Below are 22,787 nucleotides of genomic sequence, written 5' to 3' on the forward strand. Positions count from 1 at the left end.
GTCTCAGTCCGTCAAACCCATCACTCGCCGGTAGAACCGCCATTCCTGCTCCAGCGCATGGGCCTGATTGGCGGCCCGGCGGAAGCCGTGGCGTTCATCGGCGTAGTAATGCGCTTCGACCTCAATGCCGTTTTGCTCCAGGGCCGCGACCATGTCGCGGGTCTGTTGCGGCACGACTACGGCGTCCAGTTCGCCCTGAAAGAAAATCACCGGTACGCGGATGTTGCTTGCGTACAGCAACGGCGTGCGGGCGGCGTAGCGTTCGGCATCTTTCTCTGGATCGCCGATCAGCCAGTCCAGATAATCGCCTTCAAACTTGTGCGTAGCGCGGGCCAGTGCCACCGGGTCACTGACTCCGTACAGACTGGCGCCAGCGCGGAATACCTGATGGAACGCCAGGGCGCACAACGTGGTGTAACCACCGGCGCTGCCGCCACGGATGAATGCACGATCACCGTCGATCATGTCGCGATCATTAAGGTAGGCCACGACCGCACACGCGTCCTCGACGTCCACCGCGCCCCAACTCAGATGCAGCGCCTGCCGATACTCCCGGCCATAACCGCTGCTGCCTCGGTAGTTGAGATCGGCGACGGCGAAGCCACGCTGCGTCCAGTACTGAATGCGCGGGTCGAGCATCGGGTAGCAGGCCGACGTCGGGCCGCCGTGAATGAACACCACCAGCGGCGGCTTCACATCACCATTCGTGGCCGGGTAAAAGAAGCCGTGGGCTTCACCCGAACCGCTGGGATAGCGCAGAGTTTGCGGGCGGCTGATGCGCTCGGCGGGTAGCGGTGCGACTCCGCCGGCCAGGATGTTCACTTCACGCGATTCGCGATCAATGGCGATCACCGCTGAAGGGCTGATCGGTGAGGCGGCAATGCAGTAAATAAATTGATCATCGACAGCCAGATGACGGAAGCGGCTGTAGTCGCCGGTGAAGTCTTCACCGTTGAGCGCCAGACGACCGAAACCGCCTTCGCTCCAGCTCGCCAAAAAGCCTTCGTCGGTGGGCAGCCAAGTGCAGCCACCAAGTTGCCATGGAGCTGGTGCGTGATCGGCTTTGGCGCTAGCTAACGGTTGCAAGTCGTTTGCCGACGCGACCCACGGTTGCCAATAACCACCACGATCGGTCAGACAGCCCAGTCGGCCATTGGCATCGAAACGCGGTTGCTGGATCGACTCTTCAAGGGTTTCACCCGCCACACAGCGTGGGACGGAAAACCCGCTATCCGAGCGCTCGGCGAGCATCAGTCGTGTGGATGTCCACGGCTGATACGGACGGCTCCACTCGATCCACGCCAAGCGCTGGCCGTCCGGACTGATGATCGGCGATGCATAAAAATCCGCGCCTTCAATCAGCCTATGACGCTCGCCATTCGCCAGATCGATAGCCACCAGCCGATGGCGATCACCGTTCTCTTCAATGGCCAGCACCTGCCCGTCGGCGTAATTCAGATCGCCATAACGACACTCGCCAGACGTCAATGCCACGGGCTCGCCGTCCAGCGTCTGGCGATACAGCTGTTGATCCGCCTCGTTGACGAAAACCACCCCGTCAGGCGTCAGGCAAAACGCCCCACCGCCATATTCGTACACCCGGCTGCGCACGCTGAAACCCGTAGGCGTCAGACATTTCGCCGCGCCATCGCGCCAGTGCCAGATCCGGCACGCGGCGTCTGTTGGGCGATATTCATTCCAGAACAAGCCATGGGCACCAAGTTGCAATTCGGCGAAATCCACGCCGGCAGCAACCGCAGCGGTGGCGCTGAAAGGCTCAGCCTTTGGCGATGAGTCGCGAGTTTCGTTCATTGCGAAAGGCCAGTTGTTCGATGGTCTGGGTGGCGTGCTCGGCTTCTTCGCGGGCCTTGAGGATCACGCCGTGATGTTCGGACTTGCTGCACACCGGGTCGGCATTGCTGGCATCGCCGGTGAGCATGAAGGCCTGGCAGCGGCAGCCGCCGAAGTCCTGCTCTTTCTCGTCGCAGGAGCGGCACGGCTCGGGCATCCAGTCATAACCGCGAAAGCGGTTGAAACCGAACGAGTCGTACCAGATGTGCTGCATGCTGTGGTCGCGCACATTGGGAAATTGTACCGGCAGCTGTCGGGCGCCATGACAGGGCAGGGCGGTGCCGTCCGGTGTGACCGTCAGAAACAGACTGCCCCAGCCGTTCATGCAGGCTTTCGGGCGCTCTTCGTAGTAGTCCGGGGTGACGAAAATCAGCTTGCACGGATGCCCTTGGGCTTCCAGTTTTGCGCGGTATTCGTTGGTGATGCGTTCGGCGCGAACCAGTTGTTCCTTGGTCGGCAACAGGCCGACACGATTGAGCTGCGCCCAGCCGTAGAACTGGCAGGTGGCGAGTTCGACGAAGTCGGCCTCCAGCGCAATGCACAGTTCGATGATGCGGTCGATCTTGTCGATGTTGTGCCGATGAGTGACGAAGTTCAGCACCATCGGATAGCCGTGAGCCTTCACGGCGCGAGCCATTTCCAGTTTCTGCGCGAAGGCCTTTTTCGAGCCGGCGAGCAGGTTGTTCACTTGCTCGTCGCTGGCCTGGAAACTGATCTGGATGTGATCGAGCCCGGCCTTCTTGAAGTCGCTGATCTTCTGCTCGGTCAGGCCGATGCCGGAGGTGATCAGGTTGGTGTAGAAACCCAACTGGCGCGCTTCGCGGATCAGCTCGGCGAGATCCTGGCGCACCAGCGGTTCGCCCCCGGAAAAGCCCAGCTGCGCCGCACCCATCTCCCGCGCTTCGCGGAACACCTTGATCCACTGTTCAGTGCTCAGCTCTTTGCCCTGCTCGGCGAAATCCAGCGGATTGGAGCAATACGGGCATTGCAGCGGGCAGCGGTAAGTCAGCTCGGCGAGCAGCCACAGCGGCAGGCCGACCTCAGGCTTGGGCGGCAGATCAGTCAAGGGTGATCCAGTGCTGCGCACGGGCAACCTCCATGAATTGCTCGATGTCGTCACCGAGCTCGGGCACGCCGGGGAACTGTTTGTCGAGTTCGGCAATGATCGCCGCGACATCCCGCTCACCGTCGATCAGGCCGCCGATCAATGCGGCACTTTCATTGAGTTTGATCATGCCTTCCGGGTACAGCAGCACATGGCCTTTCTGCGCCGGTTCGTACTGGAAACGGTAGCCGGGACGCCAGGTCGGGGTCTTGCTGCGGTCGAAACTCATAAGGCGATTCCTTTATGCCAGACCCGTTGATCGGTGACGCTGTGATACGGCGGGCGGTTCAGTTCGTAGGCCATGCTCATGGCATCGAGCATGCTCCAAAGGATGTCCAGTTTGAACTGGAGAATTTCCAGCATGCGTTCCTGGCCTTCGCGGGTCTTGTAGTGCTCCAGCGTGATCGCCAGACCATGCTCGACATCGCGCCGGGCCTGGCCGAGACGGGTGCGGAAATATTCGTAGCCGGCCGGGTCGATCCACGGGTAATGCTGCGGCCAGCTGTCGAGGCGCGACTGGTGGATCTGCGGCGCGAACAGCTCGGTCAGCGAGCTGCTGGCGGCTTCCTGCCAACTGGCGCGGCGGGCGAAGTTGACGTAGGCGTCGACGGCGAAACGCACGCCGGGCAGCACCAGTTCCTGGGAGCGCAATTGATCCGGATCGAGACCGACGGCCTGGCCGAGGCGCAGCCAGGCTTCGATGCCGCCATCTTCACCGGGCGCGCCGTCGTGGTCGAGCAGGCGCTGAATCCACTCGCGACGGATCTCGCGATCCGGGCAGTTGGCGAGGATCGCCGCGTCTTTCAGGGGGATGTTCACCTGATAGTAGAAGCGGTTGGCGACCCAGCCCTGTATCTGCTCACGGGTGGCCCGGCCTTCATACATCGCCACGTGATACGGGTGATGAATGTGGTAATAGGCGCCCTTGGCGCGCAGGGCCGCTTCGAATTCGGCGGGGGACAGCGGGGTGTCGGTCATTGCGGTTCTCCGGGCATTCGTTACAGGACGATGCTCATGCCGTCATACGCCACTTCAACATTGCGCCGCACCAGTTCCGCGCGCTCCGGGGAGTCTTCGTCGAGAATCGGGTTGGTGTTGTTGATGTGGATAAGCACCTTGCGCTGTTCGGGAAGCTGCTCCAGCACTTCGAGCATGCCGCCGGGGCCGTTCTGCGCCAGGTGGCCCATTTCGCGGCCGGTGCGGGTGCCGACGCCACGACGCTGCATTTCATCGTCGTCCCACATCGTCCCGTCCACCAGCACGCAGTCGCTGCCGGCCATGATTTCCAGCAATGGCGCGTCGACCTTGCCCAAACCCGGCGCGTAGAACAATTTGCCGCCGGTGCCGAGGTCTTCGACGATCAGGCCGATGTTGTCGCCCGGGTGCGGGTCGAAGCGGTGCGGTGAGTAGGGCGGTGCGGCGCTGCGCAACGGCAGCGGGGTGAAGCGCAGGCTCGGGCATGCGGCGACGGTGAAACTCTGGTCGAGTTCGATGCGGTTCCAGTCCAGCCCGCCGTTCCAGTGCTTGAGCATGGTGAACAGCGGGAAACCGGTGCTCAAGTCTTCGTGGACCATGTCCGTGCACCAGACCTGATGCGGGCAGCCTTCGCGCAGGCTGAGCAGGCCGGTGGTGTGGTCGATCTGGCTGTCCATCAGGATGATCGCGCTGATGCCGGTGTCGCGCAGGGCCCGGCCCGGTTGCATCGGGGCGAAGCTCTGAAGCTGCGCGCGGATGTCCGGCGAGGCATTGCACAGCACCCAGTTCACGCCGTCATCGGAAATCGCGATGGACGATTGGGTACGGGCCTGGGCATTCAGGCTGCCGTCGCGAAAACCGGCGCAATTGACGCAGTTGCAGTTCCACTGCGGAAAACCGCCACCGGCGGCCGAACCCAGAATCTGGACGAACATGAACGCTCCATCATTTCAACGCTGAAAATAAAACGCCCCGGCGAGCCGAGGCGTTGCACTGCAGTGTTCTGCTTGAGGCAGGACTCAGCGGCTGGCGAAGTACATGGTGACTTCGAAGCCGATGCGCAGGTCGGTGTAAGCAGGTTTAGTCCAAGCCATCGGGTGACTCCTTTTTCAGGTGGGTGAGATAGCGCTATCCATAGGTATAGTCCACGGCAGCGCGGGGATGTTCCAAATAGTTAGGTGGCTATGTTACTCAAAATTTCAGGGGCTTTGCCCGTGAATCTTTGAGAAAGCTCCTTGCAGCCCCGGTAATGATCATTTAGCCGCGTGCCAGGGCGCGCCCGGCGAAGGGCTGTTGGCCAGGCCGTGCCAGCCGCCCTCGGCGCGGATCAGACGTTGTGCGGCGGCCAGCAACGCCGGGCGATCCAGTTGAGCGACTGCGCTGCGTAATTGCAGCAGATAATCCGACGAGTGGCCGGCGAGGCGGGCCTGCCACAGGAGTTCGGCCGCATCTTTGCCGGACAGGACGTTGTCATCGAACTGATCGGCAAGCGTCTGGCGTTGCTGAGTGAGGCTGGCGGCATCCAGCTGTTCGACAAGGGCTGGCAGGCCATCGAGAAACTGCTGAATGTGGTCGAGCAATTGCGCGGCGGTGGCCGTGGGCGATTGCACACCGAACAGCAATCCGGTCTGGCCGTGGAGCTGGCGCAGGCCGCTGAACACCGCATAACCGAGTTGCAATTCAACGCGCAGGCGTTGGTAGAACGGCGTCTGGCACAGGTGGGCGATCAGGCGCCACGCGGCTTCGTCAGCGATTTCGTGGCTGGCGGTTGGGCAGAACAGCAACAAGGCGTGTTCGCTGGACGCGCTGTCGATCTGACTCCACAGGTATCCAGAGTTGATTGTCGACGGTGGGGGAATTTGATTGTCCGGGATGCCGGGGATACGGCTCAGGGCGAGGCCCATGGCTGACTGGGTTTGTTGGTTTAGCCCCAAAGCCAGACCGTCCCAGCGGGAAGTTGTCCACAGCTGCGCGGCGTCATCGGATTCGCCTACCGCTGTCAGGCACTTTTCGGGCAATGCCTTGAGCAGTTGGCGGATCGGTATCAGCGCAGGTTGCGGCTCGCCTTTCGCGGAGTCGGCGCCCACTTGTGTCAGAGATTTCAGCGCGTGCTCCAGCACAACGGGCAGCGTGTCCTGCAGGCCAGTGAGTTTGAGCAACCACTGATCAGCTGAGGCGCTGAAGGACAACTCGACCCCAGCCTGACGCGCGTCGTCGGAAACCTCCCGCAGACTGCGTTGCAGTTTCGCTTGCAGCTCGGCCGTGGCCGCGGCTTCCGTCTGCCAGCGAACATATACCGCACCTTCGTCACCGTTATCCGGCAGCGCTTGGCTGAATTGCATCGGCGAGCGTTCGCGACGGCTGCGCGAGCGATCCTGAGCGAACGTGCGCAGGCCACGGTGGGCGCTGGTCTGGCCGCGGATCAGGCCGGCGTTGGCCAGCGGCTCGGCTGTGCGCAGGAACGGATTGGCGGCAGGCAGATGCCAGTGGCTGCTGAAGTTATCCACAGTGCCGATTTTGCCGAGAATCACTTTCAGCGCCGCAACGGCCGAATCGCAGAGGCCGTTTTCACGTCGTTCGCTGTCGAGTCGCGCCAGCTGAAACGCGCCGCTGACCTGCTGCTGCCGTTCAAGCAGCGTTGCATACTCCTGACGCAACGCTGGCCAGTCCCGCTGCGCTGTGAAGAAGCTCAACCAGTCGAGAAACTGCGCGCGGAGAGCGTCGAGTGACCCGGATGCCCCAGTGAACTGAAGATGCAGAACTGCCTGCTCAGCAAATTGATAGGGCACACAGGCCTGTAAGCCTTCCGCGAATCCCTGCTGTTGCAAGTGAGCGAGCAGCCCACCGGGTTTGGCGCTGTTCAACCAGTGACAGAGAAACGCCAGCGCTTCGGCCGACGACTCCGGCAAACCCTCCAACGCAAACAGCAGATTTCCGTTCCGCTCGCCGAGCTGTTGATAACTTTCCTGTGCGTTGTCCATCAAGCGAACGGGGGCTGCCTGTGCAGTTTTATCCCCAGCCGTCAGCGCGGCGGCAAACTGTTCGGCCAGCGTGCGCAGCTCTTCAACACTTTGCGGCCCGACCAGGCTCAGGATCATCTGCCCGGTGCGGTAAAACTGCTGATGAAAGTCTTTCAACGCCTGCTGAAAATCCGCGTGTTCTACCGGCAGACTGTCGCGGTTCCCGGTATGAAAGCCGCGCAACGGATGCGATGCTGACAACCCTTCGAACAGCGCTTCTTTTTGCTGAGCTCCAGCATCCTGCGACCACGCGACAAACTCCGCCTGCAACACTTCCCGTTCCCGCAACTGATCGTCCGGATTCATACACGGACGGGCGAGCATGTCTGACAGACGCTCCAGCCCACCGCTGAAGGACGCCGGCGGCAATTCAAAGAAGAAATCGGTGGTGCGCTCGCGGGTGCTGGCATTCACCTGACCGCCGTGACCTTGCACGTAGGCCATCAGGCCTTGGCTTGCGGGAAAACGCTCGGTGCCGAGGAACAGCAAATGCTCAAGAAAATGCGCCAGCCCCGGCCACGCCAACGGCACGTCATGACTGCCGGCAGCCACCCGCAACGCCGCGGCGCTGCGCTTCAGGCCGGGCACGTGGCGCAGGGTCACGCGCAAGCCGTTGGCCAGGGTTTCGGTGTGGGGACGGGGATGGGTCGGCGCAGGCATGGGCACTTCCAGAACAGTGAAGTGCCAATGCTAGCGGATTAGCGCTTGTTGAGCGCGTCGTAAAGTTCGGGACGGCGGTCGTTGAAGTAACGGTTGGCGCTGCGCGAGTCGACCATCAACTGGCGATCCAGCTCGCCGACGATCAAGGCTTCATCCAGCCCGGCCTGAGCAATGCGGCTGCCATCCGGCGCGGCAATGCTGCTTTGTCCGCAGTAATGGATGTCGCCTTCGTGGCCGCAGTAGTTGGCGTAAGCCACGTAGCACTGGTTTTCGAAGGCACGGGAGCGCACGGAAACATCGGCAATGAAATCGAAAGGAATCATGTTGGCGGTCGGCACCAGAATCAGCTCGGCGCCCTCAAGGGCCAGGCGCCGGGCATTCTCCGGGAACTCCAGGTCGTAGCAGATCAGGAAACCGAGCTTCCAGCCGTTGAGCTCGACGATGGGAAACTCGCCATCGCCGGGGCTGAACATCGAACGATCCAGATCGCCGAACAGATGCGTCTTGCGGTAATTGCACAGGCGCTCGCCGCTCGAATCGATCAACTGCACGGCGTTATAGATCTGCCCTTCGGCGGTGCGCTCAGGGTAACCGTAAAGGATCGCCAGACCGGCAGCCTTGGCGATCCGTCCGACTTGCTGCGCCCACTCACCGTTGTAGACCTCGGCCAATGTCGCGACCGCCTCCTTGCCGATGTTGTAGCCGGTCAGGAACATCTCCGGCACCACCAGCAGGTCGGCGCCTTTGGCCTCCATCGCCAGTTGGTGCAGGCGCTGAAGGTTGGCGGCGGGTTCCAGTGGCAGCGGTGGACATTGGTAAAGGGCTACACGCATTGAAGATTCCTCTTACTCGGGCAGGGCGATCGGGCCGATGTCGTTGAACACATCACCCGGGCCAGGGTTCTCTTTATGTGTGGACCCGCCGAAGTGCTTCATGATTCCCCAGACTGCATTGAGCGAGGTCTGCACCGCACCTTCGACCCACGCAGGCGTCCATGATACGTCGTCGCCGGCGATGAAAATCCCGCGCTGCTCCTGCGGCATGTCGTCCTGCATGAAGTGCGCGTACATGCGCTGGTTGTAGCGATAGTGGCCGGGCAGGGCGCCCTTGAACGCACCGAGGAAGTGCGGGTCGGCTTCCCACGACACGGTGATCGGATCGCCGATGATCCGCGCGGCGATGTCGACTTTCGGGTAGATCTTCTTCAACGCATCCAGTGCCAGCTTCACGCGTTTTTCCACTGGGTGCGGGAGCATCTTCAGCGCATCGCTCATCCACGAGTACGACAGACAGATCACGCCCGGCTTGTCGTCGCCGTTATCGAACAGGTAGGTGCCACGGGTCAGGCGATCGGTGAGGGTCATGCTCATCAGGTCGCGACCGGTTTCCGGGTCCTTGTCCTTCCAGAACGGGCGGTCGACCATCACGAAGGTCTTCGACGATTGCATGTAGCGCGTGCGGTCCAGGGCCATCCACATCTTTTGCGAGAACAAGCTTTCGTCGCATTCGATCTGGGTGGTCAGCAGCCAGCTCTGGCAGGTGGTCAGTACGGCGGCGTATTCGCGGGTGTCGCCATTGTTGTCGGTGACCGCGAAACGACCGTCAGGCGCGTGGGCGATTTTCTTTACCCCGGAGCGCGGGGCACCGTGGTGAAGCGACTTGAGGCTGGTACCTGCCGGCCAGTGTACGCACCGCTCCGGCGCATGACGCCAGATGCCTTGCGGTACTTGTTCGACGCCGCCGACCACCAGATGCTGGTGATCGTCGCAGTTGGTCATCACCACACGGAAGATTTCCAGCATCGAGTTGGGGAAGTCCGAGTCCCAGCCGCCGGTACCGAAACCGACCTGGCCGAACACTTCGCGGTGATGGAACGACAGTTTGGCGAAGGCTTTGGAGGTGGCGACGAAGTCGTAGAACGTGCGGTCGTCCCACAACGGAACCAGCGTGTTCCACAGCTCTTTCAGGCGCGGCACGTCACGGTCGCGGATCGCCTGCTGGATATCGGCGAACTGCGAACCGGCCTCCAGAGCGTCGGCCCAGGCGTCAGCCACTTCCTGGAACAGTGCAGGAAGATCCTTCAGGCTCTGTGCATAATGGGTTTTGCCTTCCAGGTCGATCACGGTGCTGCCGGAGGCCGGGGTCAGCGGGTTGGGGAAGGGCTTGGTCTCGAGGCCGAGTTTGTCGACGTAGTGATAGAACGCGGTGGAGGACACCGGGAAACGCATGCCGCCGAGTTCGGCGACGATCCCGTCAGTACCGTTAAACGCTTGCGAACGCAGACGACCGCCGAGCTTCGAGGCCTCATACACGACCGGTTTCAAGCCGAGTTTCATCAGCTCATACGCCGCCACCAGACCCGCGATGCCGGCCCCGACGATGGCCACTTCGGCGCCGTGGTTGTGCTCGGGAATGCTGCCGAGACCGGCCGGGTGTTCGATCCAGTCGTCGAAGGCGAAAGGAAAGTCCGGGCCAAAAATGGTGATCGGTTTCTTACCGTCTGCAGGATGGCGATTGTTCTTGTTCATGGCTGACCTTGCTGGCGACCCGACGCTGGAGGCGCGTCTGAGTATAGGAAAAGATGCCAGCCATTCTAGGGAGCGTAGAACACGTTAATAAGACGCAATGTGTCGTCGTTTTGAGTGCATATGCTGCAATCTGACGATTTTATTGGTCAGACTGGATGGCCGCGATCAATCTTGCTGCTGAGAATGATCGAGGTCGTGGTTTTCTCCACACCGTCTACGCTGCCGATCTGATCCAGAAGTTGATCAAGCTGCTCCGGCGAATCGGTCCGCAGCCACGCCACATAATCGAATTCGCCACTCACCGCGCACAATTGCAGCACCTGAGCCATTGCGCTCAAACGGCGCAACACCTCTTTGCCGGAGCGTGGCTGCACCTTGATCCCGACGTAAGCCTGCAATCCGCCGTCCACCACGCGCTGGCCCAGACGCACGCTGTAGCCGGTGATGACTTTGGCCTTTTCCAGCCGCGCCAGTCGTGAAGTCACGGTCGTGCGGGCGATCCCCAATTGCCGGGCCAGCATCGCCACGCTTTCGCGGGCGTTGATTTGCAGGGCTGCGATCAGCTGGCGGTCGATTTCATCAAGACCTGTGGAGGCGATTTTGGACATGGGTTATCTCGGAATTGGCCTGCCTACGTGCTTCGACGTATGCGAATCAGTCAATTAGCGCATCTATCAAACCTCCTGTCTATTGGAGAGGGCGCGCGACTATTGCCAATATCGAGCCCGGCAACACGATGCAAATCGTCGAGTAAGTTACAGAGATGCGTGATTTCTGATTTTTCTCGCAAGTTCGGCCAATTCCTGATCATCGGCACGCTTCCAGTCATGCGATGAGATATATCCCTCATAGCGAGTAAAATATTTATCGATATTTGAACTGATAGGTTTGAATTCGCTGCTATTACCGGTGCCGTGCATCGGGAACAGTTTTGCGTGAAGATGATCCACACCGTAACCCTCAAACATCATTCCTGTGCGTGCAACATCTGGAAGGGCGCTATCGAGTAATAAAGCAACGGCTTTTGCAGCCAGGGTCAACTCAGTGAGTGCCTGATCTGACTGTGCAAACGCGTAACTGGACGCGTGTGCTTTAGGGATGACAACGGTGAACCCCGGGGTGTTAGGACATATTGACAGAAATGCCAGATGGCTTTCGCTTTCCCAGATTACGTGTGCAGGTGCCTTGCCTGATGCGATATCGCAGAAAATGCAGCTCATTTATTTATCCAATATTGACCGGTCAATAAGTTTCAGTTTGGAAGTTTAAAGGAAAGTGGCAAGCGTCCCATTCGATAGTGTGATCTTTGTTCGACTCGAAACTCCGTTTGGCTAGCATTGCGATAGATCCGGAAGCCAACAGCGATGCCATATTTACATTTAGCGGGCCGAAACTGGGCATGATTGAGTGTGGGAGCCGCTGCCAGGGTGTGATTTCGGTCGTGGCGGATAAGGTTTCAACCTGTTCACCGGAATGCAGGTAAACCTTACAATTGGAGTGGTTGTAGCCTCCACTCACAACAGGAACTCCACTTGCCTGAGCAATGCCTGCCGCGTCTTCAGCCAGAGAGGACGGATTATCTGCGGTGATGATAATGATGTTGGCGTCGTATTGACGCTGCAGGTTCTCGATAGCGAATTTGTCCGCTTCTATCGCTAGAGTTTCGATCGTTGTATTCAGAAAACGCGCTTCAATGGCGTACTTCAACGTCGAGACTTTAGGCTGGCCTATGTCTGCCCTCGTCCAGAACAGCTGCCGATTGAGGTTGCTTTCCTCAATGGCGTCGGCGTCCACCAATATAAATTTTTTAATGCCGCAACCTGCCAGCACCATCGCAGTCACGCTACCGATCCCTCCGCAGCCAACAACCAGTGCGGTACTTTTTTCGATGGTGTTCGTGTCTTCGATGATTGCGCTGCAAGACGATGTCCCGCACAGAAAGTAACTAGTCGTTCTGCTCGTTGCCGGGTTTTCTAATAAAGCATGGATTTGGGCCAGTTCTTCGAGGGTGCCGGTTGCAAGTGAGCCAGCTTCGACCAAGCCTTTTGCAAGACCGGCAATTGATCGTTGATTGATTCTGACTGTGCTTTTAGGGCCATCAATCAACAAGCCGCTATCTGTTTCGGCAAAAAAAGTCGAGGGGGCGATCAAGCCCAAAACGTTTCCTTGTTCATCCTTTAGATAAAAATCGATTGCTGCACTGTCCATATTGCTTCTCTGATCGAAATGAAAATCCCAGGGCAGCGGTGCTGCAACCTGGGAGTTTACTTAGTTGCAGCGAGGCTTGGAGAACACAATGCGGCCATCAGAACACATGATTCCAATCATGGCTGTAGTGCCCGATGCGACGGTTTTCTTACCCATGACTGTTGTCAAAGGTTCGCTGCCCGAAGTTATAGCGTCTTTGGTTTGCGCAGCCTGTGCATTCAAGATGGAGGCACCCAGTATGAGTGCAGCGATACCTGCAGCAGCCTTAATTTCCATATTTTTAGCTCCATATTATTAATACTAATGATTCTTTCCAGCATTTCCATATTGTGTTTCTGATCTATTGTCTGTCAACTCTTGGTTGTTTCTGACTGTAAAAGGGGCGTCTGCGATAACTTGTGATAATTAATTTTTCGTTACATTGTTTTGGCGGTTTTAACCAAGGAGAACAGCGATTGCATGCACAAACTCGGCAGCAAACAGATGAGCTATATGATCCTGTGAATCAGATCGCGGCGTGAGCCGGCAGCATCGAGATGGGAGGTACGACAATCGCCGGATTGTAGAGACTGTGCGGTCTCGTTTATGCGTTGTCTGAGGGGGGAACGCAGATACGAAAAAGCCGCACATAAGCGCGGCTTTTTCATGTTTGGTGGGCCCACACGGACTTGAACCGTGGACCAAAGGATTATGAGTCCTCTGCTCTAACCAACTGAGCTATAGGCCCTCAGTAGGCCGCGGATTATAGCGACGGTTTCTCGGCTGTGCTATCCGAAAAATCCGATACGGATATGCGAAGAAACGTCGCGGCGAATTCCTCGGGTGGCAGCGGCAGGCTGACGATGTAGCCCTGGATCTGCTCACAGCCTTCGGCGGCGAGAAATTGTTGCTGGGCCTGGGTTTCCACGCCTTCGGCGATCACGGTGAATTGCATGCTGCGGCCCAGGGCGATGATGGCGCGGACAATCGCCGCGTCGTGCGGATCATCGGGCAGGCCGCGGACGAAAGACTGGTCGATCTTGAGGATGTCCAGTGGCAGGCGTTTGAGGTAGCTCAGCGAGGAATAACCGGTGCCGAAGTCGTCGATGGCCAGTTGCACGCCCAGGTGTTTGAGCTGGTGCAGCACCGCCAGCGCTTCTTCAGCCTGGCTCATGATGAAGTTTTCGGTAATTTCCAGTTGCAGTAATTCCGGCCGCAGGCGGTTGTCCTTGAGCAGTTGCTCGATGCGTCCCAGCAGGTTCGGCTGGCGCAGTTGCGCGCCGGCGAGGTTGACCGACAGCGGGCCGAGGGATTCATAGATCTGGCCCCACTCGAACATCTGCCGGCAGGCGGTTTCCAGCACCCAGTCGCCGATTTGCAGAATCATCCCGTTTTCTTCCGCCAGCGGAATGAAATGCTCTGGCGGTACTTCGCCGAAGTTCGGATGACGCCAGCGGATCAGGGCTTCGGCGCCGACCAGGCTGTGATCGTCGAGGCTGATTTTCGGTTGGTAATAGAGGTACAGCTCCTCGCGCTCGATGGCGCGGCGAAGTTCGTGCTCCAGCGCCACACGCTCGCTGGCCTGGGCGGTGAGATCGCGGGTGTAGCTTTCGACCCGGTTGCGGCCCTTGGCCTTGGAGCGATACATCGCTGCGTCCGCGTTTTTGATCAGGGTTGCGACATCGCAGCCGTCGCGCGGGTAGAGACTGGTGCCGATGCTGGCGCTGATGAAGAACTCATGCTCGCCAGCCTGGAACGGCGCGCCAAAGCAGTTCAGCAGTTTGGTGGCGATGTTGTCGGCATCGCCGGGTTGCTGCAGGCCGGGCAGCAGAATGATGAATTCGTCGCCGCCCAGCCGCGCGACGGTGTCGATATCCCGCAGTTGCTCCTTGAGGCGCACGGCGATGCCCTTGAGCAACAAATCGCCGACCGGATGACCGAGGCTGTCGTTGATGTGCTTGAAGCGGTCGAGGTCGAGGAACAGCACTGCGCCCTGGCCGCCGTTTTCCTGCTGGCTGTTGAGTGCCGTCAACAGACGGCTTTCGAACAGCGTGCGGTTCGGCAGGCCAGTGAGCGGGTCGTGATGCGCCTGATAGTCGAGTTTGGCCTGGGCGTGCTTCAGGCTGGAAATATCGGCGAACACCGCAACGAAGTGAGTGATGAACTTGTCGCGGTTGCGCACGGCGCTGATAGTCAGCCAGCTCGGGTACAGCTCGCCATTTTTGCGCCGGTTGGAGATTTCTCCCTGCCAGTGACCTTCATCGGTCAATTGATGCCACATCGCTGCGTAGAACGCGCTGTCGTGCAGGCCGGACGCAAGCAGGCGCGGGGTGTGGCCGAGCGCTTCGCTTTCGCTGTAACCGGTGATTTCGGTGAAGGCCCGGTTCACGGCGCTGATGTGTTGCTGGGTGTCGGTGATCAACACGCCTTCGGCGGTACTTTCGAACACGGTCGCGGCCTGTTGCAGCTTTTCTTGCATCAAGTGGCGTTCGGTGATGTCCCGGGCGATGGTCAACATGCAGTCTTCGTCGCCGATCGGCAGCGGACGGCTGGACACCTCGCAGAGGCGTATCTGCCCGTCGCTGCGGCGGATGTGGCAGCTGAAGTCACGAACGAACCCGTCGCGGTGCAGCAGGTCGAGCATTTGCTTGCGTTCGTTGAGGTTGACCCAGATGCCCAGGTCCAGCGCCGAGCGATCTACAGACATGGCGCTGTTGAAACCGGTGATACGACTGAAGCCTTCGTTGACCTCCAGCAACAGGCCATCGCTCTGGCGCGACAGCAGCAGGCCGTCCGGCGAGGCGTGGAAGGCCTTGGCGAACTTTTCTTCGGAGGTTTGCAGTTGCTGCTGGGTTTCCTTGAGCTGAGTAATGTCGCGCACCACCACGACCAGCGCCGGTGTGGTGTCGAGTTCGAAGGGTTCGGCGGAAATCAGCCCGGTGAACACCTGGCCATTATTTCGGCGAAAGGGCATCTCCAGGTTGCGAATGCTGCCGGCTTGCAGGCGCTGAAGCAGGCCCGGGCCGACTCCGGGAATGCCCCAGATGTTGAGTTCGGTGGCGGTCTGGCCAATCACTTCTTCGGCCTTGAGCCCGATCTGTTCTTCAAAAGCTTCGTTGACCTCCAGCAGGCAGCCGTCGGAGAGCCGGGCGATGACCAGAATGTCCGGGCATTGCTGGAACACTGAAGCGAACTTTTGTTCTGACAGGCGCAACGCCTCTTCGGTGCGCTTGGTTTCGCTGATGTCGATCATCAGGCCGCGCATCACCGGTTCGTGGCCGTGTTCGATCAGGCTGACAATGTCGCGCACCCACAAACAACGGCCGTCAGCGGTGATCACCCGGTAATCGAGGCTGTGGTCGCGCCCGGCCAGCACTTCATGATCGCAGAAACTCTGAGCACGAGTCAGGTCTGCCGGGTGAATGATGTTGCGCCAGAAGCCCGGAATCAGCCAATGGGACAGTGGATAACCGAGCAGGTCTTCGGCGTGGGGCGAAACATAGCTGTAGGTGAAATCGCTGATCCGCGCTTCCCAGGCGATGGCCGAGAGACTCTCCACCAGTCCGCGATAGTGATATTCGCTGCTGCGCAGTTCCTGTTCGAGATCGATACGTCGGGCGATCTCCGAGCTCAGGCGACGGTTGATGCGGATGACCACCGCCAGCACGATGACCAGAAGCGAGAGGCCCGGTAACCCGTAAATCAGCAGATCCGACCAGAATGTCCGGTGATCGAGGACGTTGCCGACCCAATGCTCCTGGATGCTGCTGATTTCTTCCGGGGACATGTCGGCCAGCACCTTGTCCAGAATCCCCACCAGCATTTTGTTGTCCCGCGGGACGCCCATTGCCAGTTGGTAGCGGTAAGGGGTTTCGCCGCTGACATATAAACCATCCAGTTTGAGCTGGCGCAGGCTCCAGACGCTGGATGCCAGGTCTCCGACCACGGCGTCGACTTCATCGGTAGCCAGGGCCTGCAACGCGGAGCTGACGTTGGGCATCGCCACCAGGTTGAGGTCGGGGTGATGGGTGCGCAGCAGTTCGTGGGGCGCGTAGTTTTCGACCACGGCGATTTTCAGGCCGTAAAGATCCTCGAGCTTGCGTGGTTGCGGGCCGCCGACGTGGGCCAGGATGACGATCGGAAAGTCGAGGTAAGGGCGGGTAAATGAGAGGTAGCTTTGGCGTTCCGGGGTAGACATGATCCCCGGCAGCAGGTCGATCGTGCCGTTTTTCGCCTGTTCGAGCACTACCGTCCAGCTCACCGGCTCGATGGGCGTGAGTTTGATCGCCAGGCGTTGGCGAATCACATCGATATAGTCCGCAGCCAGGCCCTGATAGCGGCTCTGATCGTCGCGGAACTCGAAGGGTGGCCACGACGCATCGACACCCAGGCGCAAATCCGGGTGAGCCGCCAGCCAGCTACGTTCTTCATCGTTCAGAGTCAGCGCGTCAGCCGTTGCGGTCCAGATCATCAGTGGCAGCAAAAAAAGCACGGACGCCAGTCTGGGCATAACGGTCTCGTTATGGCTCGGGGGGAATGTTTCGAGTGTAGACGGGCTGTGCGCGGGGGAGGGCGGAGCTGAGTATTTAATCTGCCATATAAACAAAACCCCCGGCCTGGGCCGGGGGTTCTGGTATCACTCGTCGAGGAAGGAGCGCAGATGCTCGCTTCGCGTCGGGTGGCGCAGCTTGCGCAGCGCCTTGGCTTCGATCTGACGGATCCGCTCGCGGGTCACGTCAAACTGTTTGCCGACTTCTTCAAGCGTATGGTCGGTGTTCATGTCGATACCGAAACGCATGCGCAGTACCTTGGCTTCACGGGCAGTAAGGCCGGACAGCACTTCGCGGGTCGCTTCTTTCAGGCTCTCGACAGTGGCGACATCGATTGGCGACTGCATGGTCGAGTCTTCGATGAAGTCACCCAGATGAGAGTCTTCGTCATCACCGATCGGGGTTTCCATGGAGATCGGCTCTTTGGCGATCTTCAATACCTTGCGGATCTTGTCCTCAGGCATTTCCATGCGTTCACCCAGCTCTTCCGGGGTCGGTTCGCGACCCATTTCCTGCAGCATCTGCCGGGAAATACGGTTGAGCTTGTTGATCGTCTCGATCATGTGCACCGGAATACGGATGGTGCGGGCCTGGTCGGCGATCGAGCGAGTGATCGCCTGACGGATCCACCAGGTGGCGTAAGTCGAGAACTTGTAACCACGACGGTATTCGAACTTGTCCACCGCTTTCATCAGACCGATGTTGCCTTCCTGGATCAGGTCGAGGAATTGCAGGCCACGGTTGGTGTACTTCTTGGCGATGGAGATCACCAGACGCAAGTTCGCTTCAACCATCTCTTTCTTCGCGCGGCGGGCTTTCGCCTCACCGATCGACATGCGACGGTTGATGTCCTTGATCTCGGCGATGGTCAAACCGGTCTCGGTTTCCAGCGCGGTCAGCTTTTGCTGGCAACGGATGATGTCCGGTTGCACGCGGGCGATGGCTTCGGCGTACTTGCTCTTGCCTTTGGCCAGGGCGTCGGACCAGCTTTCGTCGACTTCGTTGCCCGGGAACTGGCGCAGGAAGTCGGCACGAGGCATACGTGCATCACGTACGCACAGTTGCATGATCGCGCGCTCTTGCTGACGCAGGCGATCCAGGGCGCTGCGAACACGCTCGACCAGGGCTTCGAACTGCTTCGGCACCAGCTTGATCGGCATGAACAGCTCGGCCAGGGCCAACAGTTCGGCAATTGCCGCCTTGTTGTGACGACCGTGCTTTTTCAGGGCCTTGCGGGTGATTTCCATCTGGTCGGCGACAGCACCGAAGCGCTGTGCGGCAATGACCGGATCCGGACCGCTTTCGGCTTCTTCTTCGTCATCGGAAGCTTCGGCGTCATCGTCCTCGGAGTCGTCATCCGCTTTCGCGGCTTTCGCGTCGATCGGTGGCGGTACTTCGGCGGCAGGCGGCGTAATGCCGTCGTCCGGGTCGATGTAACCGCTCAGAACGTCGGACAGGCGACCACCTTCGGTGGTGACGCGAGTGTACTCGGAGAGAATATGGTCAACCGTGCCGGGGAAGTGCGCGATGGCGCTCATCACTTCACGGATCCCTTCTTCGATACGCTTGGCGATTTCGATTTCGCCTTCACGAGTCAGAAGCTCGACCGTACCCATTTCACGCATGTACATGCGCACCGGGTCAGTGGTGCGACCGATATCGGTCTCCACCGCCGCCAACGCAGCGGCTGCTTCTTCCGCAGCGGCCTCGTCGGTATCGGCGTCGGCCAGCATAAGGGCGTCCGCATCCGGAGCACTCTCGTGTACGGGGATCCCCATGTCGTTAATCATGCGGATGATGTCTTCCACCTGCTCCGGATCTGAAATATCCTCGGGCAGGTGGTCGTTGACCTCGGCGTAAGTCAGATACTTCTGCTCACGACCCAGTTTGATCAACTCAATAATACGAGACTGCTGTTGCGCTTTTCCGGACATAACACCCTATCCACTGAAGGTCTTGGCGGGCAAAAAACAAGCCGAGGATTATACCTGAGCTATGACCTCACGCGCCAGTTGAGGTCGGGTTTGATGCGGAAACATTGCGACTTAAAAGGTCGCGCAGTTGATTTTTCTCTTCGGCGCTCAGTTCGCTTTGACGCGCTTTCCTGAGCAGTTGTTCCAGATTTCGCTCGCGTTGGCGGGCTGACAAGCTAGTAATGGTGTCGAAAAACTGTTGTTCAAGGTTGTCTCCGTCAATCAGCCATTCCTTTTCCGCCAGCGCCTTGAGCAGGCGACCCTGTTCGGTTCCGTGCCATCGCGCGATCAACTGAAATGAGTTTAGCTTGGGATTCTTCTGTACGGCTTCGAGCAGTGCCACCAGCAGCTGTGCGTTGGTCTGGTTCTCGTCCGCGAAGTGCCCGGCGTCCTCGACTTTTTCCGCCAGTTGCGGGTGATGCAGCAAAGTTCTCAGGGCGGCCAGGGTCGGTGGTTCGACGGCGGCCGGCACGCGTGGGGCACGGGGCTGATCGCGATCACCGCCACGCTTGCCATTTTTGTCCCACGGTTTCTTGTCCCATTTCTTGCCGCCGGCACCGGATTTCTTCGGCGTCCATTCCTGCTGCGGCACATACATGTCCTGTGCCTGCGGCTGATGGTAGTCGCTGTAGTCCGGCATGGCGTCGTAATCGATGCCTGGGTCGTAGGCCGGCGGCGCTTCCTGCGGTGCGCTCTGGGCCAGCTGGCTGACGCTCTCGCTGCTCAGGCCGGTGATTTCCGTCAGGCGCTGGCGCATCAGGATGCGCAGGTTGGCGCCGGGGACCTTGTCGATCAACGGTGCTGCGAGCGTGGCCATGTGGGCCTTGCCCTCCAGCGAGCGCGGGTCGGCTTCTTCGGTCAGTTGCTGGAAGAAGTAGTCCGCCAGCGGCTGCGCGTGCTGATTGATCCGGGCGCGGAAGGCGTCAGTGCCCTCGGCGCGAATCAATGTGTCCGGGTCTTCGCCTTCGGGCAGAAACAGAAAGCGTGCACGGCGTCCGTCTTGCAGGCTGGGCAGTGTTGCTTCCAGTGCGCGCCAGGCAGCATTGCGGCCGGCCTGATCGCCGTCGAAGCAGAACAGCACGTTCGGCACGACGCGAAACAGGCGCTTGAGGTGTTCTTCGCTGGTGGCGGTGCCCAGTGTCGCGACGGCATTGCGCAGGCCTTGCTGGGCCAGGGCGATGACATCCATATAGCCCTCGACGACGATGATTTCGTCGAGGTTGCGATTGTTCTTGCGTGCTTCGTACAGGCCGTAGAGTTCCTGGCCTTTATGGAAAACCGGGGTTTCCGGCGAGTTCAGGTACTTTGGCTTGTCGTCGCCGAGCACTCGACCGCCGAAAGCGATGATCCGTCCACGGGTGTCGCGGATCGGGAACATCACGCGATCGCGAAAGCGATCGTAGCGTTTGCCGGTTTCGGCGTTTTCGATCAGCAGGCCGGCCTCGATCATGGCTTTCTGCTGCAAGGTGTCGCTGCTCAGGTGTTTGAGCAGGTTGTCCCAGCCCGGTGGTGCGAATCCGAGACCGAAGTCGCGGGCGATCTCGCCGGTCAGGCCGCGACCCTTGAGGTAATCCACCGCTGCCTTGCGTGCCGGATGGCTTTTGAGCGCCTGTCGATAAAAGTCGGCGGCGGCGGTGAGCAGCGGGTACAGCGGTGAGTCGGTCGGCTGGCGCGGTTTGTTCGAACGACCGCCTTCTTCACGCGGCACTTCCATGCCGGCGGCTTTGGCCAGGTCTTCGACAGCCTGGGGGAAGTCCAGGTTGTCGTGATCCATGAGAAAGCCGAGGGCGTTGCCGCCGGCGCCGCAGCCGAAACAGTAATAGAACTGTTTGTCGGGGCTGACGCTGAACGACGGGGTTTTCTCTTTATGGAACGGGCAGCAGGCGGTGTAGTTTTTGCCGGCCTTCTTCAATTGCACGCGCGAGCTGACCACGTCGACGATGTCGGTGCGGTTCAGAAGGTCGTCAATGAAGCTCTGGGGAATCAGCCCGGCCATGGCGTTCTCGTCTGCGCTGTAATGGATCCGATGCGAAAGGCGGCCGGACGCGGGTCATTGAGTGATGCACGCACGTAGGGCGGCTCGACCGGTGTCGTTTGCGTAATCGCTGTCGGGAAGTGTATCTGCCGAAAATCCACTGACGTTAGTGTTCATCAGTCTTCGACTATTCGAAAATGTTGCGCTGAATCCGCTGACGGCCTGTAATCGGCCTCGGATAGCTCATGAAGCGGGCACGCAAGCAGGTGCCTTGGGCTGATCGTCGTAAGAGGAATCAGTGGGTGTGCTCGTCAGTAGCCTTGAAAGGCTCGTCAGAAAAGACGTGCACCGCTGGCAAAAGAGCCAGGCCTGACGCGGTGAAGCGGGTTTGTCTCGGTCGCATCTGCGGCTTCGACGGTGAAGCATCAAGCGTTTTACGCAAATGCCATTAGCCCGGCTGAGGGCCGGGCTTGGCAGAAGCTTGCTACGATCGTCTGTGTATTAGTACAGACGAACGGCGCGGCGCTGTTCGCGCTGAACTTTCTTGGCGTGACGCTTAACAGCAGCAGCTGCCTTGCGCTTACGCTCAGAAGTTGGCTTCTCGTAAAATTCGCGGCTACGAACTTCAGCCAGTACACCGGCTTTTTCGCAGGAGCGCTTGAAACGACGCAGAGCTACGTCGAAGGGTTCGTTCTCTTTAACTTTGACGGCTGGCATCCAGAGCTACCTTCATTCATTACCGGGGTCAACATCCTCGCGGCAAAAGAGCACTTGAAGACGTCGGTTTTTAAGGGTTGCGGATGTTAACCCCTCATCGCTCGGAATGCAAAGCCTCTGATCGAAAACCGCTGGTCGGGGCATCACGCGGCGACTATTATGCGCGCCTTCGAATTCAGCCTAAACAAGGCGCAAACCCATGCTAGTACTGGGATTAGAAACTTCCTGCGACGAAACCGGCGTCGCTTTGTACGACAGCGAGCGCGGACTGCTGGCCGACGCGCTGTTCAGTCAGATCGACCTGCACCGCGTCTATGGCGGCGTGGTGCCGGAGCTCGCTTCGCGCGACCACGTAAAGCGCATGCTGCCCCTGATTCGTCAGGTGCTGGCCGAGGCCGACTGCGTGCCGACCGAAATCGACGCCATCGCCTACACCGCAGGTCCCGGCCTGGTCGGGGCGCTGCTGGTGGGTGCTTCGTGTGCCCAGGCGCTGGCGTTTGCCTGGGGCATTCCGGCGCTCGGCGTGCACCACATGGAAGGCCATTTGCTGGCGCCGATGCTGGAGCCAAAACCGCCGGAATTTCCGTTCGTCGCTTTGTTGGTGTCCGGTGGTCATACGCAGCTGGTTCAGGTCGATGGCATCGGCCAATACAGTCTGCTCGGCGAGACGCTGGATGATGCCGCGGGCGAAGCTTTCGACAAGACTGCAAAAATGATGGGCCTGAATTATCCGGGCGGACCGGAAATCGCCAAGCTGGCAGAGAAGGGTGTCGCAGGACGTTTCACCTTCCCGCGTCCGATGTGTGATCGCCCGGGTCTGGATTTCAGCTTCAGCGGCCTGAAGACCTTCGCCCTCAACACCTGGCAGCAATGCGTCAGCGCCGGGGACGACAGCGAGCAAGCCCGTTGCGACATCGCGCTGGCGTTCCAGCAGGCCGTGGTGGAGACTTTGACCATCAAGTGCAAGCGTGCCCTGAAGCAGGCCGGCATGAAGCGTCTGGTGATCGCCGGAGGCGTCAGTGCCAACAGGGCGCTGCGTGTTTCGCTGGAGAAGATGCTCGGCGACATGAAGGGCGATGTGTTCTATGCCCGTCCCGAGTTTTGCACCGATAACGGCGCAATGATTGCGTTTGCCGGCTGCCAGCGTTTGCAGGCCGGCCAGCAGGAAAGCCTGGCGATCAGCGTGCAGGCGCGCTGGCCGATGGAGCAATTGTCAGCGCTGTGATAAGCAGCGCTCACATGCGGT

General features: G+C 59.6%; 18 protein-coding genes and 1 tRNA gene. 1 reads left to right on the forward strand and 18 read right to left on the reverse strand.

The genetic code is table 11. From position 1 onward, the window contains the following. Nucleotides 1-3: 3 nt before the first annotated feature. The 18 genes from QRN46_RS05665 to rpsU form a co-directional block, all read right to left on the reverse strand. Nucleotides 4-1,812: a S9 family peptidase gene (locus QRN46_RS05665; RefSeq protein WP_041475444.1), complete on the reverse strand. Its 1,809-nt coding sequence runs from the start codon at nucleotides 1,810-1,812 to the stop codon at nucleotides 4-6. Then, the gene (gene pqqE, locus QRN46_RS05670; protein WP_011336230.1) at nucleotides 1,778-2,917 is read right to left on the reverse strand and encodes a pyrroloquinoline quinone biosynthesis protein PqqE; all 1,140 of its coding nucleotides are present in this window, start codon (nucleotides 2,915-2,917) and stop codon (nucleotides 1,778-1,780) included. Before pqqE ends, QRN46_RS05665 begins: the two co-directional genes overlap by 35 nt. Further along, entirely contained in the window at nucleotides 2,910-3,185 is a 276-nt protein-coding gene (gene pqqD / locus QRN46_RS05675) for a pyrroloquinoline quinone biosynthesis peptide chaperone PqqD (protein ID WP_011336229.1), read from the reverse strand. Before pqqD ends, pqqE begins: the two co-directional genes overlap by 8 nt. Continuing rightward, complete coding sequence (gene pqqC / locus QRN46_RS05680; protein WP_011336228.1) at nucleotides 3,182-3,934, reverse strand: pyrroloquinoline-quinone synthase PqqC; 753 nt, start codon at nucleotides 3,932-3,934, stop codon at nucleotides 3,182-3,184. The genes pqqD and pqqC overlap by 4 nt, the downstream gene beginning before the upstream one ends. Before the next feature lie 20 nt (nucleotides 3,935-3,954). Then, the gene (pqqB, locus tag QRN46_RS05685) at nucleotides 3,955-4,866 is read right to left on the reverse strand and encodes a pyrroloquinoline quinone biosynthesis protein PqqB (protein WP_011336227.1); all 912 of its coding nucleotides are present in this window, start codon (nucleotides 4,864-4,866) and stop codon (nucleotides 3,955-3,957) included. Nucleotides 4,867-4,950: 84 nt separating this feature from the next. After that, complete coding sequence (gene pqqA / locus QRN46_RS05690) at nucleotides 4,951-5,025, reverse strand: pyrroloquinoline quinone precursor peptide PqqA (protein ID WP_003444522.1); 75 nt, start codon at nucleotides 5,023-5,025, stop codon at nucleotides 4,951-4,953. Nucleotides 5,026-5,184: 159 nt separating this feature from the next. Next, nucleotides 5,185-7,611: a pyrroloquinoline quinone biosynthesis protein PqqF gene (gene pqqF / locus QRN46_RS05695; protein WP_285354384.1), complete on the reverse strand. Its 2,427-nt coding sequence runs from the start codon at nucleotides 7,609-7,611 to the stop codon at nucleotides 5,185-5,187. A 38-nt stretch (nucleotides 7,612-7,649) separates the two neighbouring features. Then, nucleotides 7,650-8,444 carry a carbon-nitrogen hydrolase family protein gene (locus QRN46_RS05700; protein WP_011336225.1) on the reverse strand — a complete coding sequence of 265 codons (795 nt, stop codon included), beginning with the start codon at nucleotides 8,442-8,444 and terminating at the stop codon, nucleotides 7,650-7,652. Between the two features lie 12 nt (nucleotides 8,445-8,456). Next, nucleotides 8,457-10,139 carry a flavin monoamine oxidase family protein gene (locus tag QRN46_RS05705; protein ID WP_011336224.1) on the reverse strand — a complete coding sequence of 561 codons (1,683 nt, stop codon included), beginning with the start codon at nucleotides 10,137-10,139 and terminating at the stop codon, nucleotides 8,457-8,459. Between the two features lie 146 nt (nucleotides 10,140-10,285). Beyond that, on the reverse strand, nucleotides 10,286-10,747 hold the full coding sequence (locus QRN46_RS05710; protein WP_285354385.1) for an Lrp/AsnC family transcriptional regulator: 462 nt from the start codon (nucleotides 10,745-10,747) through the stop codon (nucleotides 10,286-10,288). Between the two features lie 147 nt (nucleotides 10,748-10,894). Beyond that, a complete protein-coding gene (locus QRN46_RS05715) occupies nucleotides 10,895-11,359 on the reverse strand; it encodes an HIT family protein (protein WP_011336222.1) in 465 nt (154 codons plus the stop codon). A gap of 22 nt (nucleotides 11,360-11,381) precedes the next feature. Next, the gene (locus QRN46_RS05720) at nucleotides 11,382-12,347 is read right to left on the reverse strand and encodes a HesA/MoeB/ThiF family protein (protein WP_011336221.1); all 966 of its coding nucleotides are present in this window, start codon (nucleotides 12,345-12,347) and stop codon (nucleotides 11,382-11,384) included. A gap of 60 nt (nucleotides 12,348-12,407) precedes the next feature. Then, on the reverse strand, nucleotides 12,408-12,623 hold the full coding sequence (locus tag QRN46_RS05725) for a hypothetical protein (RefSeq protein ID WP_041475442.1): 216 nt from the start codon (nucleotides 12,621-12,623) through the stop codon (nucleotides 12,408-12,410). Nucleotides 12,624-12,997: 374 nt separating this feature from the next. After that, nucleotides 12,998-13,074: transfer RNA gene (locus QRN46_RS05730), tRNA-Ile, on the reverse strand. A 15-nt stretch (nucleotides 13,075-13,089) separates the two neighbouring features. Then, the gene (locus QRN46_RS05735; RefSeq protein ID WP_285354386.1) at nucleotides 13,090-16,836 is read right to left on the reverse strand and encodes a bifunctional diguanylate cyclase/phosphodiesterase; all 3,747 of its coding nucleotides are present in this window, start codon (nucleotides 16,834-16,836) and stop codon (nucleotides 13,090-13,092) included. 126 nt (nucleotides 16,837-16,962) lie between these two features. Continuing rightward, nucleotides 16,963-18,810, reverse strand: a complete 1,848-nt coding sequence (rpoD, locus tag QRN46_RS05740; RefSeq protein WP_011336219.1) for an RNA polymerase sigma factor RpoD — start codon at nucleotides 18,808-18,810, stop codon at nucleotides 16,963-16,965. Nucleotides 18,811-18,877: 67 nt separating this feature from the next. Beyond that, entirely contained in the window at nucleotides 18,878-20,845 is a 1,968-nt protein-coding gene (gene dnaG / locus QRN46_RS05745) for a DNA primase (RefSeq protein WP_221616019.1), read from the reverse strand. Nucleotides 20,846-21,325: 480 nt separating this feature from the next. Continuing rightward, the gene (rpsU, locus tag QRN46_RS05750) at nucleotides 21,326-21,541 is read right to left on the reverse strand and encodes a 30S ribosomal protein S21 (protein ID WP_002551877.1); all 216 of its coding nucleotides are present in this window, start codon (nucleotides 21,539-21,541) and stop codon (nucleotides 21,326-21,328) included. 199 nt (nucleotides 21,542-21,740) lie between these two features. Here rpsU and tsaD point away from each other — a divergent pair, with 199 nt between their 5' ends. Continuing rightward, nucleotides 21,741-22,766 carry a tRNA (adenosine(37)-N6)-threonylcarbamoyltransferase complex transferase subunit TsaD gene (tsaD, locus tag QRN46_RS05755; RefSeq protein WP_011336217.1) on the forward strand — a complete coding sequence of 342 codons (1,026 nt, stop codon included), beginning with the start codon at nucleotides 21,741-21,743 and terminating at the stop codon, nucleotides 22,764-22,766. The last annotated feature ends 21 nt before the right edge of the window (nucleotides 22,767-22,787 follow it).

Origin of the sequence: Pseudomonas sp. lyk4-R2A-10 (genome assembly GCF_030209075.1) — a bacterium.
Classification (GTDB): Bacteria; Pseudomonadota; Gammaproteobacteria; order Pseudomonadales; family Pseudomonadaceae; genus Aquipseudomonas; species Aquipseudomonas glycinae.

Excerpts from the sequence above, each read along its gene's own strand:
- QRN46_RS05705 (WP_011336224.1), bottom strand. The coding sequence starts at position 10,139 with ATGAACAAGAACAATCGCCATCCTGCAGACGGTAAGAAACCGATCACC.
- QRN46_RS05700 (WP_011336225.1), bottom strand. The coding sequence starts at position 8,444 with ATGCGTGTAGCCCTTTACCAATGTCCACCGCTGCCACTGGAACCCGCC.
- pqqD (WP_011336229.1), bottom strand. The coding sequence starts at position 3,185 with ATGAGTTTCGACCGCAGCAAGACCCCGACCTGGCGTCCCGGCTACCGT.
- pqqC (WP_011336228.1), bottom strand. The coding sequence starts at position 3,934 with ATGACCGACACCCCGCTGTCCCCCGCCGAATTCGAAGCGGCCCTGCGC.
- QRN46_RS05710 (WP_285354385.1), bottom strand. The coding sequence starts at position 10,747 with ATGTCCAAAATCGCCTCCACAGGTCTTGATGAAATCGACCGCCAGCTG.
- QRN46_RS05665 (WP_041475444.1), bottom strand. The coding sequence starts at position 1,812 with ATGAACGAAACTCGCGACTCATCGCCAAAGGCTGAGCCTTTCAGCGCC.
- QRN46_RS05725 (WP_041475442.1), bottom strand. The coding sequence starts at position 12,623 with ATGGAAATTAAGGCTGCTGCAGGTATCGCTGCACTCATACTGGGTGCC.
- QRN46_RS05720 (WP_011336221.1), bottom strand. The coding sequence starts at position 12,347 with ATGGACAGTGCAGCAATCGATTTTTATCTAAAGGATGAACAAGGAAAC.
- QRN46_RS05715 (WP_011336222.1), bottom strand. The coding sequence starts at position 11,359 with ATGAGCTGCATTTTCTGCGATATCGCATCAGGCAAGGCACCTGCACAC.
- rpoD (WP_011336219.1), bottom strand. The coding sequence starts at position 18,810 with ATGTCCGGAAAAGCGCAACAGCAGTCTCGTATTATTGAGTTGATCAAA.
- dnaG (WP_221616019.1), bottom strand. The coding sequence starts at position 20,845 with ATGGCCGGGCTGATTCCCCAGAGCTTCATTGACGACCTTCTGAACCGC.
- tsaD (WP_011336217.1), top strand. The coding sequence starts at position 21,741 with ATGCTAGTACTGGGATTAGAAACTTCCTGCGACGAAACCGGCGTCGCT.
- pqqB (WP_011336227.1), bottom strand. The coding sequence starts at position 4,866 with ATGTTCGTCCAGATTCTGGGTTCGGCCGCCGGTGGCGGTTTTCCGCAG.
- QRN46_RS05735 (WP_285354386.1), bottom strand. The coding sequence starts at position 16,836 with ATGCCCAGACTGGCGTCCGTGCTTTTTTTGCTGCCACTGATGATCTGG.
- rpsU (WP_002551877.1), bottom strand. The coding sequence starts at position 21,541 with ATGCCAGCCGTCAAAGTTAAAGAGAACGAACCCTTCGACGTAGCTCTG.
- pqqF (WP_285354384.1), bottom strand. The coding sequence starts at position 7,611 with ATGCCTGCGCCGACCCATCCCCGTCCCCACACCGAAACCCTGGCCAAC.